Annotated in this window: 9 protein-coding genes; 8 read left to right on the top strand and 1 reads right to left on the bottom strand. The window is 71.3% G+C overall.

Going from position 1 to position 14,416, the window contains the following annotated elements; genetic code table 11:
* Positions 1-49 precede the first annotated feature (49 nt).
* The 8 genes from map (at position 50) to K5L01_RS06445 (ending at position 11,765) form a co-directional block, all read left to right on the top strand.
* Positions 50-841 carry a type I methionyl aminopeptidase gene (gene map, locus K5L01_RS06480; protein WP_250062985.1) on the top strand — a complete coding sequence of 264 codons (792 nt, stop codon included), beginning with the start codon at positions 50-52 and terminating at the stop codon, positions 839-841.
* Entirely contained in the window at positions 838-3,486 is a 2,649-nt protein-coding gene (locus tag K5L01_RS06475; RefSeq protein WP_250062983.1) for a [protein-PII] uridylyltransferase, read from the top strand. Before map ends, K5L01_RS06475 begins: the two co-directional genes overlap by 4 nt.
* The gene (gene dapD, locus K5L01_RS06470) at positions 3,486-4,520 is read left to right on the top strand and encodes a 2,3,4,5-tetrahydropyridine-2,6-dicarboxylate N-succinyltransferase (protein WP_250062981.1); all 1,035 of its coding nucleotides are present in this window, start codon (positions 3,486-3,488) and stop codon (positions 4,518-4,520) included. Before K5L01_RS06475 ends, dapD begins: the two co-directional genes overlap by 1 nt.
* A gap of 50 nt (positions 4,521-4,570) precedes the next feature.
* Positions 4,571-6,472, top strand: coding sequence for a CocE/NonD family hydrolase (locus K5L01_RS06465; protein ID WP_250062979.1), 1,902 nt, complete (start codon positions 4,571-4,573; stop codon positions 6,470-6,472).
* Positions 6,469-6,828 (top strand): arsenate reductase, encoded by a 360-nt coding sequence (locus K5L01_RS06460; protein ID WP_250062977.1) that lies wholly within the window; start codon positions 6,469-6,471, stop codon positions 6,826-6,828. Before K5L01_RS06465 ends, K5L01_RS06460 begins: the two co-directional genes overlap by 4 nt.
* A 150-nt stretch (positions 6,829-6,978) precedes the next feature.
* Positions 6,979-8,118 carry a succinyl-diaminopimelate desuccinylase gene (dapE, locus tag K5L01_RS06455; RefSeq protein ID WP_250062974.1) on the top strand — a complete coding sequence of 380 codons (1,140 nt, stop codon included), beginning with the start codon at positions 6,979-6,981 and terminating at the stop codon, positions 8,116-8,118.
* A 473-nt stretch (positions 8,119-8,591) separates the two neighbouring features.
* On the top strand, positions 8,592-10,292 hold the full coding sequence (gene asnB / locus K5L01_RS06450; RefSeq protein WP_250062972.1) for an asparagine synthase B: 1,701 nt from the start codon (positions 8,592-8,594) through the stop codon (positions 10,290-10,292).
* A gap of 87 nt (positions 10,293-10,379) precedes the next feature.
* Positions 10,380-11,765: a cation:proton antiporter gene (locus K5L01_RS06445; RefSeq protein ID WP_250062969.1), complete on the top strand. Its 1,386-nt coding sequence runs from the start codon at positions 10,380-10,382 to the stop codon at positions 11,763-11,765.
* A gap of 138 nt (positions 11,766-11,903) precedes the next feature.
* On the opposite strand, the gene K5L01_RS06440 is transcribed toward K5L01_RS06445, so the two are convergent.
* On the bottom strand, positions 11,904-14,285 hold the full coding sequence (locus tag K5L01_RS06440; protein WP_250062967.1) for a penicillin acylase family protein: 2,382 nt from the start codon (positions 14,283-14,285) through the stop codon (positions 11,904-11,906).
* Positions 14,286-14,416 lie beyond the last annotated feature (131 nt).

Genomic DNA, 14,416 nt, shown 5'->3' with positions numbered 1-14,416 from the left:
TGGCCGGGGCGGTCGTTCAGGCGGGCGGCGATGGGTGATAATGGCGGCCATGAGCGTGAACCTGAAAACCCCCGAAGAAATCGCCAAGATGCGCATCGCCGGCCGCCTGGCCGCCGAGGTGCTGGACCTTGTCGGTGCCCATGTCCGCCCCGGTGTCAGCACCGAGGAACTGGACCGCATCTGCCACGACCACATCGTCAACGTGCAGGGCGCGGTTCCGGCCAACGTCGGCTACCGCGGCTTCCCCAAGACCCTGTGCACCTCGGTCAACAACGTCATCTGCCACGGCATCCCCAGCGACGCCAAGGTGTTGAAGGACGGCGACATCGTCAACATCGACGTGACCGTCATCAAGGACGGCTGGCATGGCGATACCAGCCGCATGTACTACGTCGGCACGCCGTCGGTGATGGCCCGGCGGCTGGTCGAGACGACCCGCGAAGCCATGTGGCGCGGCATCCGCGCGGTGCGGCCGGGCGCGACCCTGGGCGACATCGGCCATGCGATCCAGAGCTATGCCGAATCCGAGCGCTTCAGCGTGGTGCGCGAGTACTGCGGCCATGGCATCGGCAAGGTCTACCACGACGAACCGCAGGTGCTGCACTACGGCCGCCCGGGCCAGGGCCTGGTGCTCAAGCCGGGCATGACCTTCACCATCGAGCCGATGATCAACGAAGGCGCGCGGCATACCCGGGTGCTGCCCGACGGCTGGACCGTGGTCACCAAGGACCGCAAGCTCTCGGCGCAGTGGGAGCACATGGTGGCGGTGACCGAGGACGGCGTCGAGGTGCTGACGCTGTCGCCGGCCGACGCCGCCAACGCGCACAGCGCGACGGCATGAGCCGACCTCCGGGGGATCGGGCCCAGCACGTTCCACACGCGCCGGCCGATCCCGCCGGCGATGCGCAGTGGGCCGCCGAGGCACGCCAGGCGCTGGCCCAGGCCGACGCGCGGCTGGGCCGGCGCTTCGCCCAGGACGAGAACATCGAGCGCCTGCTGGCGCTGCGCGCGCGCGCCGTCGACCAGCTCCTGCAGCAAGCCTGGCAGCGCTGCCTGCCCGCCGACGGCGGGCTGTCGCTGTTCGCGGTCGGCGGCTACGGCCGCGGCGAGCTGTTCCCGCGCTCGGACATCGACCTGCTGGTCCTGGGCGAGCCGGCGGCGCAGCAGGCGCACGCGCCGGCGCTGGGGCGGCTGTTCGCGCTGCTGTGGGATGCCGGCCTGCCGGTCAGCCATGCGGTGCGTTCGGCCAGCCAGTGCGTGCAGGCCGCGGCGGACCAGACCGTGCTGACCGCGCTGATCGAGTCGCGGCCGCTGTGCGCCACAGCCGAGGCGCAGCAGGGGCTGTCGCGGGCGGTGTCGCCGACGCTGATCTGGCCGGCGCGCGACTATTTCCTGGCCAAGCGCGAGGAACTGCTGCTCAGGCACCAGCGCTTCGGCGACACCGCCGACAACCTGGAGCCGGACCTCAAGGACGGCCCCGGCGGCCTGCGCGACCTGAACACCCTGGGCTGGATGGCGCTGCGCGCGTTCGGCGTGGGCGACATCGATGCCCTGGTCGGCCTGGGCCACCTGGGGCTGGACGAGGCCGCGGCGCTCAAGCGCGAACGCGCGGTGCTGGCGCGGCTGCGCTTCGGCCTGCACCTGGTCGCCCAGCGCGCCGAGGAGCGTTTGCGCTTCGACTACCAGAAGGCGCTGGCCGAGCACATGGGCTTCGCCGACGACGCCGGCAACCTCGGCGTCGAGAAGATGATGCAGGGCTTCTACCGCAGCGCGGCGGTGGTGCGCCGGGTCAGCGACCGCCTGCTGCAGCGGTTCGAGGAGCAGTTCGACGGCGAGGCGGCACCGGAGCCGGTCGGCGACGGCTTCTCGTTGCGCCGCGGCTACCTGTCCGCCGACGACCCGCTGTGGCCGCACGGCGACATCGCGCGCCTCTTCGCGCTGTTCGCCTGCTGGGCGAGGGTTCCGCAGGTGCGCGGGCTGCATTCGATGACCGCCCGCGGCCTGGCCGAGATGCTGGACGAGATTCCCGCCTACGCCGAGGTCGGCGAGGCGGTGCGCGAGCAGTTCGTGGCCCTGCTGCGCGGTCCGCGCGCGGTGGACACGCTGGCGCGGATGGCGCGCCTGGGCGTGCTCGGGCAGTGGATTCCGGCGTTCGCGCAGGTCTCCGGGCGCATGCAGTTCGACCTGTTCCATGTCTATACCGTGGACCAGCACACCCTGATGGTGCTGCGGAACATCGGCGTGTTCGGCGCCGGCCGCGCCGACGAGCGGTTCGCCATCGCCCACGAGGTCTGGCCGCGGCTGCGCAAGCCGGAGCTGCTGCTGCTGGCCGGCCTGTTCCACGACATCGCCAAGGGCCGCGGCGGCGACCATTCCGAGCTCGGTGCGGTGGATGCGCGTGCGTTCTGCAGCGCGCACGGCCTCAGCGCCAGCGATACCGAGCTGGTCGCATGGCTGGTGGAACAGCACCTGCGCATGTCGATCACCGCGCAGAAGCAGGACATCACCGATCCGGACGTGATCCATGCGTTCGCCACCCGGGTCGGCAACCGCGAGCGCCTGGACTACCTGTACCTGCTGACCTGCGCCGACATCGCCGGCACCAGCCCCAAACTGTGGAACGCCTGGAAGGACCGGCTGCTGGCGGACCTGTACTTCGCCGCGCGGCGGGCCCTGCGCGAAGGCCTGGAAGCGCCGCTGCCGGAAGCGGAGCGGGTGCAGGAGGCCCGGGGCAACGTGCGCGAGCTGATGCGCGCGATGGGCCATGGCGACGCGGCCATCGAACGCCAGTTCGGCGCGATGCCGGACGAGGGCTTCGTGCGTTTCCGCCCCGAACAGCTGGCCTGGCAGGCGGTGTCGCTGATGGGCGTGCCGCGCGGCGGCACCCTGGTCAAGGCGCGGCGGATCGCCCCGGAAAGCGATGCGCTGGAAGTGTTCGTGCATTCGCCCGACCGCGACGGGCTGTTCGCCGCGATCGTGATGACGCTGGACCGTGCCGGCTTCAGCATCCACCGCGCGCGCGTGCTGGACGGCCCCGGCGGGACCATCTTCGATACCTTCGAGGTGACACCGGCCAGCCGTTTCGTCGACGGCGACAGCGCACGCCTGGAACAGCTGCTGCGCAAGGCGCTGGGCGGCAACATCCGCATCCTGCGGCCGGCGCGGCGGGTGATCCCGCGGCAGCTGAAGCACTTCCGGTTCGCGCCGCGCATCGAGTTCATCGACAGCGTCGAGCATGGCCGCACCGTGCTCAACCTGGTCGCCACCGATCGCCCGGGCCTGCTGGCCGACGTCGCGCACGTGCTGCGCGACCAGCAGCTGCGGGTCCAGGATGCGCGCATCGCCACGTTCGGCGAGCGCGCCGAGGACCAGTTCCAGCTCACCGACCACGACGACCGCCCCCTTACCGAAGCCGCCCGGCAGGCGCTGCGCGCTGCATTGCTGGCCTGCCTGGACCCCGAGAAGAAGCCTGGAGACCCGCACTGATGGCCACCAAGAAGACCGCCGCCAAGAAGACCGCCGTGAAGAAGACGACCGCAGGCAAGACGGCCGAACGGACGGCCGCCGCGCCCCGGGCCACGGTGAAGAAGGCGCCGGCGAAGAAGGTCGCCGCGCCGGCCAGGGCGACGCCGCGCCCGAAGGCCGCCGATCCGGCCGCCCGCAGCCTGCGCAAGCCGCCGGCGCCGGGCGTGGCGGAAATGAAGTTCGGCATCGACAGCGCGTTCGAGCGCCGCGCGATGCTGACCATGGACGAGATCGAGGGCTACACCCGGCCGCTGGTCAACCGCGTCATCGACGGCCTGGAGTCGGGCGAATTCCGCGTCGCCGAGCCGGACGGCAACGGCGGCTGGAAGGTCAACGAATGGCTGAAGAAGGCGGTGCTGCTGTACTTCCGGGTCAACGACATGGCGGTGATGGACGGCCGTCCGGCGCCGTTCTGGGACAAGGTCGAATCGCGTTTCGCCGGCTGCGGCGAGGCGGAGTTCCGTGCCGCGGGGGTGCGCGTCGTGCCCGGTGCCATCGCCCGCCGCGGCGCGCACTTCGGCCGCGACGTGGTGCTGATGCCCAGCTTCACCAACATCGGCGCCCACGTGGGCGAGGGCACCATGGTCGATACCTGGGCCACGGTGGGCTCGTGCGCGCAGATCGGCAAGCACTGCCACCTGTCCGGCGGCGCCGGCATCGGCGGCGTGCTGGAGCCGCTGCAGGCCAGCCCGACCATCATCGAGGACCACTGCTTCATCGGTGCGCGCTCGGAGGTGGTCGAGGGCGTGGTCGTCGGCCACCACAGCGTGATCGGCATGGGCGTGTTCCTCAGCCAGAGCACCCGCATCTACAACCGCGCCACCGGCGAGATCAGCTATGGCTACATTCCGCCGTACAGCGTGGTGGTGTCCGGTTCGCTGCCGAGCAAGGACGGCACGCATTCGCTGTACTGCGCGGTGATCGTCAAGCAGGTCGATGCCCGCACCCGCAGCAAGACCAGCGTCAACGACCTGCTGCGCGGCCTGGCCGACTGAGGGCCGCGCCGCAGCAGAACGCCGGCACCTTCACCACCGTGGAGAATGCAATGAAGACACGCACCCCAGCCGTCCTCCTGTCCGCCGCCCTGCTGGTGCTGTCCGCCGCCGTCCCCGCACAGGACCTCGGCCGCTACAGCGAGGAAGGCCTGCGTGCCGAGCTTGCCGGCCTCGCCGACGTCGAGACCGCGGTGCTGGTGCCGATGCGCGACGGCATCGGCCTGTCCACCAACATCTGGCGCCCCAAGGGCGCCACCGGGCCGCTGCCGACGGTGCTGTGGAAGACCCCGTACAACGAACACAGCCCACGCGGCACCAGTGCCCGGCTGGCCATCGAGGCGCTCCGCAACGGCTACGCGTTCGTGGTGCAGAGCGAGCGCGGCCGCTATCTCAGCCAGGGCAGGTACCAGATCCTGGGCCATCCGCAGACCGACGGCTACGACGCGCTGAGCTGGATCGCCGCGCAGCCCTGGTCCAACGGCAAGGTCGGCACCCTGGGCTGCTCGTCCTCGGCCGAATGGCAGCTGTCGCTGGCGGCGATGGACCACCCGGCGCACGCGGCGATGGTGCCGATGGCCGCCGGGGCGGGCATCGGCAAGGTCGGCCCGTTCCAGGAGCAGGGCAACTTCTACACCGGCGGCGTGCCCCGCACCCTGTTCGCGGTGTGGATGTACGGCGTGGACAACCCGCTGCGCGCCGAGCTGCCGCAGGACCTGGCCGGCCCGCTGCGCGCGCGGGTGGCGCAATACAACGACCTGGACGCGAAGAAGCCGGCGGTCGACTGGCAGCGGCACATCCGCCACCTGCCGTATGCGCAGCTGCTGTCCTCGCTGGGCGAGCCGCCGGCCACGTTCGAACGGATGATCGGCCGCGGGCCCGCCGATCCGGCCTGGGAGCAGGGCGGGCTGTACCGCGATTCGATGGGCTGGGGCGTGCCGGCGCTGTGGTTCAACAGCTGGTACGACGTGTCCATCGGCCCGAACCTGGCGCTGTTCAACCATGCGCGCGCGGCCGGCACCGATGCCCAGGCCAGCCAGAACCAGTACGTGGTGATCGGCCCCAATCCGCACTGCCAGTTCTGGCAGTTGGGCAAGGACTACACGGTCGGCGACCGCGCCATGGGCGACGCCAGCTTCCCGGTGAGCGCGCAGATCTGGGCGTTCTTCGACCGCTGGCTGAAGAACCAGCCCAAGGCGTTCCCCGCGTCCACCCCGCACGTGCGCTACTTCACGATGGGCGCGAACCGCTGGCAGTCCGATGCGCAATGGCCGCCACAGGCGGCCCGGCCGGTGCGCCTGTACCTGCGCTCGGGCGGTGCGGCCAATTCGCTGTATGGCGACGGGCGGCTCACGTTCGAGGCGCCGTCGGCGGAGGAGCCCAAGGACAGCTACCGCTACGATCCGGCCAACCCGGTGCAGACCATCGGCGGCGGCGACTGCTGCAACGGCGGGCTGGTGACCGCCGGCGCGTTCGACCAGCGCCCGGTCGAGGCCCGCCACGACGTGCTGGTGTATACCAGCGCGCCGCTGGATGCGCCGCTGGAAGTATCCGGCTTCGTCGATGCGGTGCTGCAGGTGTCCTCCAGCGCCCGGGACACCGACTTCGCGCTCAAGCTGGTGGACGTGGCACCGGACGACACCGCCTGGATCATCGGCGACACCATCCTGCGTGCGCGCTACCGCGACGGCTACGCGGCACCGGCGCCGATGCAGCCGGGGCAGGTCTACACGCTGAAGCCGACCCCGATCACCACCTCGATCCGCTTCGGCAAGGGCCACCGCATCCGTGTCGAGGTGACCAGTTCCAATTTCCCCAAGTTCGCGCGCAACCTCAACACCGGCGGCGCGAACGAGAGCGAGGACGTCCCGGTGGTGGCGGACAATGCCGTCCACCACTCGGCGGCGGCCGCCAGCTATATCGAACTGCCGGTGGTGGAGCACAGCAAACCATGACGACGACCCTCTACGGACTGAAGAACTGCGATACCTGCAGGAAGGCGACCAAGTGGCTGGACCGCTTCGGCGTCGCCTACACCTTCGTCGATTACCGCGACGCCAAGCCCAGCCCGGAAACGCTGGCGGAATGGGCCGGCAAGGCCGGCGGCTTCGACGCGCTGGTCAACAAGTCCTCGACCACCTGGCGGCAGCTGCCGGACGTCCGCAAGGCGCCCGGTTCCGACGCCGAGTGGAAGCTGCTGTTGCGCGAGTACCCGCAGCTCATCAAGCGCCCGCTGGTCGTCACCGGCGACGGCGCGGTGACGCAGGGCTTTTCCGACAACGGCTTCAAGCAGCGCTTCGGCATCGGCTGACGCACCGCCGGCCTGCCGGTGTGCGGCGGACGCCGCGCCAGGGCGGTGCCGCCCCGGCAGGAAGCATGGATCCGCGGTGGATGCATAGGCGCCCCTCCGCGGCCGCGACACCCCCTGCGCAGCGCAGGGACCTCTGGAGGCAAGCACGACATGAGCGACGTACTGCAGCTGGCCTGCGAACTGATTTCCCGGCCGTCGGTGACCCCCGAGGATGCCGGTTGCCAATCCTTGATCGGCGAGCGCCTGCGGGCGGCGGGCTTCGCCTGCGAGCACCTGCGCCTGGGCGAGGTCGACAACCTGTGGGCCACCCACGGCAGCGGCGCGCCGGTGCTGGTGCTGCTCGGCCATACCGACGTGGTGCCCAGCGGCCCGGCCGAGGCCTGGGCCAGCGCTCCGTTCACGCCTGACGTACGCGATGGCGTGCTGTACGGCCGCGGCGCGGCCGACATGAAGGGCAGCGTGGCCGCGTTCGTGGTGGCCGCCGAGCAGTTCGTCGCCGCCCATCCCGATCATCCCGGCACGCTGGCGGTACTGCTGACCAGCGACGAGGAGGGTGACGCCATCGACGGCGTGCGCCACGTCGCGCGGCTGTTCGCCGAGCGCGGACAACGGATCGACTGGTGCATCACCGGCGAGCCCTCGTCCACTGCCCGGCTCGGCGACCTGCTGAGGGTGGGGCGCCGCGGCAGCCTGTCGGCCACGCTGGCGGTCAAGGGTGTCCAGGGGCACGTCGCCTATCCGGAGAAGGCGCGCAATCCCATCCACCTGGCCGCGCCGGCGCTGGCCGAGCTGGCCGCGCATGCCTGGGACGACGGCTACGAGAGTTTCCCGCCGACCAGCCTGCAGATCTCCAACATCGCCGCCGGGACCGGCGCCAGCAACGTCATTCCCGGTGAGCTGCAGGTGCGCTTCAACCTGCGCTACAACCCGCACTGGAACGCCGCACGCCTGGAAGCGGAGGTCGGCGCGCTGCTGGACCGGCATGCGCTCGACTACACGCTGCACTGGCACCGCAGCGGCGAACCGTTCCACACCCCGGAAGGCCGCCTGCGCCAGGTCGCGCGCGACGTGCTGACCCGGTTCGCCGGCGCCGCGCCGGAGGAAAGCACCGGCGGCGGTACGTCCGATGCGCGTTTCATCGCGCCGCTGGGCGCGCACTGCATCGAGGTCGGTCCGGTCAACGCCAGCATCCACCAGGTGGACGAGAACGTGCGCGTGGCCGACCTGGAGGCGTTGCCCGGGTTGTACCGGGCACTGATCGCCGGGCTGTTGCTGGACGGCGCCGGCTGAGACCGGCCCCGGGGACCCGGGCACACGGGCCGTGGGAGGCCGGTGGGTACCCGCGGGGTAGTGGACGTGGACGGACCGGCAAGGAGAGGGCGCGGACAGCGCGCTGTCTTGTCGGCGTGCCGGTACACGTGCCGGCGGTCGTCGGCGCGGCCTGGGCCGGCGGTGCCGGCGAGGGTCGCGGCTCGTTTCCGCTGCAACAGTTGCGTGCCGGCCAGCGCCACGCTAGTGTCTGCCGCATGTCGCTGCTTCGTGCCAACGCCAACAACGCCAACCGCAATAATCTGCGTGCGAACAATCGTGCGCGGCCGATGCGGGTCCGCGACCAGGCGTAAAGAACGAAGCAGGCGCCAGGTCAAGAGAAAACCCGCATCGGCCGATGCGGGTTTTTTTGTGTCCGGGTGCCGGCAATGGCCGGTCGCGGTTGGCCACAGGATCCCCTTTCGCAGGCATCACTTCTTCCAGGAGCTTTCCCCATGTGTTCCATCTTCGGCATCTTCGGCCTGCAGCCCGGCGACGACCGGCAGGCCCTGCGTCGCCAGGCGCTCGAACAGTCCCAGCGCCAGCGCCACCGTGGTCCGGACTGGAGCGGCGTGTACGTGGATGCCCAGGCGATCCTCGTGCATGAGCGGCTGGCCATCGTCGATCCGGCCGGCGGCTCGCAGCCGCTGCTGTCCGAGGATGGCGGCCTGGCGCTGGCGGTGAACGGCGAGATCTACAACCACCGCGAGCTCAAGCAGGAGCTGGTGCAGCCCTATGCCTTCCAGACCGGTTCGGACTGCGAGGTCATCAATGCCCTGTACCGCGAATGCGAGGCCGCCGGCACCGGCCCGGCCGGCTTCCTCAACCGCCTCAACGGCATCTTCGCCTTCGCGCTGTGGGACAAGGCCCGTGGCCGTGCGGTGATCGCCCGCGATCCGATCGGCGTGGTACCGCTGTACTGGGGCCACGACAAGCAGGGACGGCTGTGCGTGGCCTCGGAAATGAAGTCGCTGGCCGACACCTGCGCCGACGTGGCGCAGTTCCCGCCCGGCCACTGGTACGACAGCGCCACCGGCGAGCTGTCCCGCTACTACCAGCAGCCATGGCGCGACTACGACGCGGTGCAGGGCGTGGAGGTGTCCACCGAGGCGCTGCGCGAGGCCTTCGAGGCGGCGGTGCATCGCCAGCTGATGACCGACGTGCCCTACGGCGTGCTGCTGTCGGGCGGCCTGGACTCCTCGCTGGTGGCGGCGGTGGCCGCCCGCTACGCCCGGCGCCGCATCGAGGACGGCGACCAGAGCGAGGCCTGGTGGCCGCGCCTGCACAGTTTCGCCATCGGCCTGAAGGGCTCGCCGGACCTGGCCGCGGCGCAGGTCGCCGCCGAGATGCTGGGCACCGTGCACCACGGCTTCGAGTACACCTTCGAGGAGGGTCTGGATGCGCTGCCGGAAGTGATCCGCCATATCGAGACCTATGACGTCACCACCATCCGCGCCTCGACCCCGATGTTCCTGCTGGCCCGCCGGATCAAGGCGATGGGGGTGAAGATGGTGCTGTCCGGGGAAGGCAGCGACGAGATCTTCGGCGGCTACCTGTACTTCCACAAGGCGCCGAACGCGCGCGAGTTCCATGAGGAACTGGTGCGCAAGCTGGACGCGCTGAACAACTACGACTGCCTGCGGGCCAACAAGTCGATGATGGCCTGGGGCGTGGAGCCGCGGGTGCCGTTCCTCGACCGCGAATTCCTGGACGTGGCCATGCGCATGGACGCCCGCCACAAGATGGTCGACATGGCCAGCGGCCGCATCGAGAAGGCGGTGTTGCGCGAGGCGTTCGAGGGCTACCTGCCGAAGGACATCCTGTGGCGGCAGAAGGAACAGTTCAGCGACGGCGTCGGCTATGGCTGGATCGACGGGCTGAAGGCGCATGCCGAGGCGCAGGTGAGCGACCGCGAGCTGGCCGCCGCCGACAAGCGCTTCCCCTACAACCCGCCGCAGACCAAGGAGGCGTACTACTACCGCAGCCTGTTCGAGCAGTTCTACCCGACCCCGGCCGCCGCCGAGACGGTGCCGGGCGGCAAGTCGATCGCCTGCTCGTCGCCGGCGGCGATCGCCTGGGACGCCAGCTTCGCGGCGCTGGCCGATCCGTCCGGCCGCGCCGTGGCCGGCGTGCATGCGCAGGCACTGGCCGGCTGAGCATCGGCATGGCCCGCGGCGACGCGGGCCATGCGGCCGGTGGCGCGGCCGCGGCGTATCATCGCCGGCGGATACGGGGGGAGTGTCATGGACGCAGGAGTCGACAGCCGTGCTCCACGGCTGAAATGGGGGTGGCTGTACCTGGCCTGGACGGGCCTGCCGCTGCTGCTTGGACTGGGCGTGGCGCGTTTCGCCGGAGGTGGGCCGCAGGCCGTGGCCACGGCGGTGCAGGGGGCGCCGGACAGCGCGGTTCCGCTGCAGTCGTCGTCGCCCTTGGGCGTGTTCCTGCTGCAGCTTCTGGTCCTGCTGTTGAGCGCCAAGGGAATGGGCCGGCTGCTGCGCTGGCTGGGACAGCCGGCGGTCATCGGCGAAATGGCGGCGGGCCTGATGATCGGTCCGCTGTTTCTTGGAAGCCTGTGGCCGCAGTTGCACGCTGCGGTGTTTCCCGAGGCATCGCTGCAGCCGCTGAGCCTGGTCAGCCAGTTCGGCGTCTTGATGTTCCTGCTGGCCGCCGGTGCGGAACTGGACCTGGGGCAGCTCCGCGGGCGCCGGCGGTTTGCGTTCGCGGTAAGCCATGCCGGCATCGCGGTGCCGTTCCTGGCCGGGGTGCTGACCGCCCTCTGGCTGTACCCGGAGCATGCCCCCGGCAACGTGGGGTTCGCCTCGTTCTCCCTGTTCGTGGGGATCGCGATGAGCATCACCGCGTTCCCGGTCCTGCTGCGGATCCTTGCCGACCGCGGCATGGTCCATACCGCGGTCGGCCAGACGGCCATCGCCTGCGCCGCGTTGGGCGATGCGACGGCATGGTGCCTGCTGGCGCTGATCGTCGCGGCCACGCAGGCCGCCGGCTGGGGAGCCGCGTGCGCCGGCCTGCTGGGCGTATGCGCCTTCGTCGTGCTGATGGTGAAGGTGGCCAGGCCGTGGTTCGCGCGCTGGTCGGTGATCCCCCCGCAGCGGGAGAACGCGTGGCTGCTCGGTATCCTGGTGCTCGCGCTGGGCAGCGCGCTGCTGACCGAGTGGCTCGGCATCCATGCCCTGTTCGGCGCGTTCGCGGCGGGGGTGGCGGTATCCGGCAATCCGCGGCTGCGCGAACTGGTGATGACCCGCGTGGAGCCGCTGGCCGCCACGTTGCTGCTGCCGTTGTTCTTCGCGATGACCGGGCTGCGCCTGCAGGCGGACGCGCTGCAGGCGGGGGACCTGGTGCTGTGCGTGGTCGTGATCGCCGTGGCGACCCTGGGCAAGACGGTCGGGACCGCCGCCGCCGCGCGCAGTGCCGGCATGCCGAGGACAGCCTCGTGGCGCCTGGGGGTCCTGATGAATACCCGGGGCCTGATGGAGCTGGTGGTCCTCAATCTCGGGTATGAGCTGGGCCTGATCGGCGACCGGTTGTTCGCCGTACTGGTGATCATGGCGCTGGCGACGACGGCCATGACCGGGCCTTGGCTGGGCTGGCTCGAACGCCGCCGCGGCTGAGCGCTGGCCGGGTGCCGGCCGCGGCACGCCGGCCCGGCAGGCGCCTGTGCGCGCGAACGGCGGTGGCCGTTGCATCGCCGCTGCGGGGTGTCCGGCAGGCCCGCGCGGGCAGGGCCTGTCCGTGTTCCGGTTGCGGGGTCACTGCGGGTGCAGGGTGAGGACATGCACCGCATCGCCGGGCAGGAACGGTGTCGGCCGGCCGTGTACCCAATCGTCGTGGCCGGCCGCCCAGAACGGCGACAGGGGATGGCCGCTCTGGCCGCCGGGCATGTGCACGATGCCGTCGGCTTCATGGCCGGGGGCGACCACCATGCGCTGCGAGGCACCGAAGGACGGGGTCTGCACGCGCGGCAGGTTGCCGTCGCCGGGCAGCGCTTGCGCCGGCATGCACAGCCAGCGCCTGGACAGGCGCGGCAGCGCCCGCGACAGCGGATGGCAGACGGCGGCGGTGTTGCGCTCGCCCCAGGTGCGTGCGGACAGGTCCGGGCCCTGTGCCGCGAGGTCGCGTTCCAGTTCCCGCGCGCTGTGCGCGAGCAGCGCGTCCCAGCTTGCGAATGACGGCGGCAGCAGGTGGGCGGGGCGCTGTTCCAGCATCGGCCAGACGATGCCTTCCAGCTGGGGCAGGCGCGGGGCGATGAAGGCGTCGCCGAGCGCCTGCCGTGCCGGTGCCAGCAGGCCCTCTTCCAGGGTGTCGAGCACGATGCCGCGGAAGCCGCGGGCGATCCGGTAGCTGGTCGAGTCGGTCGCCGCATGCCCGTCCCAGTGCCGGCTGGCGGCGGCCAGGCGCTGCAGCGCGGGGTCGTCGCTGGATTCGACCGTGTCCCGCAGCAGTGTCCACCAGCGCTGCATCAGCAGGGCGCGGTCGTCGAGCTGGATCGCCAGCAGGTCGCGTTCGTCGAAGCGGTCGCGGGCGAACAGGCTGTCGCGGATCTGGCGGGCGCGGGCGCCGAGGTCGTAGCCGCCGTCGCCGGCCTCGGCCAGCTCGGGGCCGGTGAGCACGCGCGCATTGGCGGTCCACAGGCGATGCGCGGGGGGGTCGCGCAGCAGCGGCGCGCGGTCGGTGCGCAGTCCCCAGGGGGCGCAGGCCGCGGGAGGCGCCGGTGCATCCACGGTGCGGTCGGTGCAGGCGCGGCCGCGGTCGGGGCGGGTGCCGATCAGCTGCCAGGCGATGCGGCCGGTGTGGTCGGCGAGCAGCAGGTTCTGCGCGGGAATACCGGAGCGGTCGGCGACGGCCAGGGCATCGTCGATGTCCCGGGCCTGCGCCATGTCGGCGAAGTCCAGCCGTACCGCGCCGGGCAGCTGTGCGGTCCAGCGCAGTGCCAGCAGGCTGCCGCCGGATTCCTCATGCAGCACCGGGCCCCAGTCGCTTTCGCGCACGAGCAGGGTCTCGTCCGCGGCGCCGGCGACGACCAGGGTTTCCTGGTGGCTGCGCAGTGCAGGGGCCTGTTCCGCGGGCAGCCGGACGAAGTCGGCGGTGTCGATGTAGCTGTTGGTGAAGCCCCAGGCGACGCGGGTGTTGCTGCCGACGACGACCAGGGGCAGGCCCGGCAGGCTGAAGCCGGCGACGTCCACCGGGCCGGCGGCCGGGTCGGCGTAGCGCAGGCGTACCCGGAACCAGAGGTTGGGTGCGCGCAGTCCAAGGTGCATGTCGTCGGCCAGGATGGCGCGGCCGTCGGCGGTCAGCGCGCCGGCGACGGCGAAGTTGTTGCTGCCCGGAGCGACGTCGGCCGGTATCGACGGGTCTCCGGCACCTCCGGTTGGCGCCGGAGGCGCCGCGCCGGTCCGCGCGGCGGCGGACGGCGCGGTCATGGCCCGCAGGTCCAGGGTGGCGGCGTCCGGCAGGGGGGCATCGCCGGTCGCGGCGCCGAACAGCGGCGCATCCCAGGAGCTGCCGCCGTGCGTGATCAGCGCATACAGCGCCGGCGGCACGACGTCGCGGATGCGGGCCAGCGCCAGTTCGCGGGTGTTGCCGGGGTCCTGCAGGTCGGCGTACATCGCCAGCCCGACCAGCACCGAATCGTCCACGCTCCAAGGGCGCGGCGCCTGGCGCAGCAGCAGATAGGGCCAGGGGCGCACGGGCAAGGCGGCGACGCCGGCATTCACCCCGTCGCGGTAGGCCTCGAGCAAGGCGCGCTTGCCACCCAGCGCGGCGTCCAGGTCGGCGCGTACGCGCGCGCGCAGGCGATGGACACGCATGCGGCGGTCCAGCGGGAGGGCGTCGGCTCCGAACAGCTCGGCCAGTTCGCCGGCGGCCGAGCGCCGCATCAGGTCCATCTCGAAGAAGCGCTCCTGGGCATGCACGTAGCCCAGCGCGCGCGCCATGTCGCGCGCATCGGCGGCCTCCACGGTCACCGTGCCGTTGCGGTCGCGCTGCACCTGCGCCGGCGCGCCGAGCCCGGCCAGCGGGTGCCCGCCGTCCAGCGGTGGAAGGCTCCCGCGCAGCAGCAGCCAGGCGCCGAGCAGGGCGATGAACGCCATGCCGACCAGGAGTACGAGCAACCGCAACAGCCAGCGCAGCATGGTCTTCTCCCGGTTCAGGAAGGGGCAGGGTGCGGGGCGGAGGAGGGGTGGAGCCGGAGTGCAACTGAAATTGATTCCGATTAGATCATTGTCGCGCCGGATCGGGCACCCTATGCCGGTCACGAACGATC

It is taken from the genome of Stenotrophomonas mori (genome assembly GCF_023556335.1).
Lineage (GTDB): Bacteria > Pseudomonadota > Gammaproteobacteria > Xanthomonadales > Xanthomonadaceae > Stenotrophomonas > Stenotrophomonas mori.
Note: the sequence above shows the minus strand (reverse complement) of the source record. Positions and strands in the feature narration are given on the sequence as shown.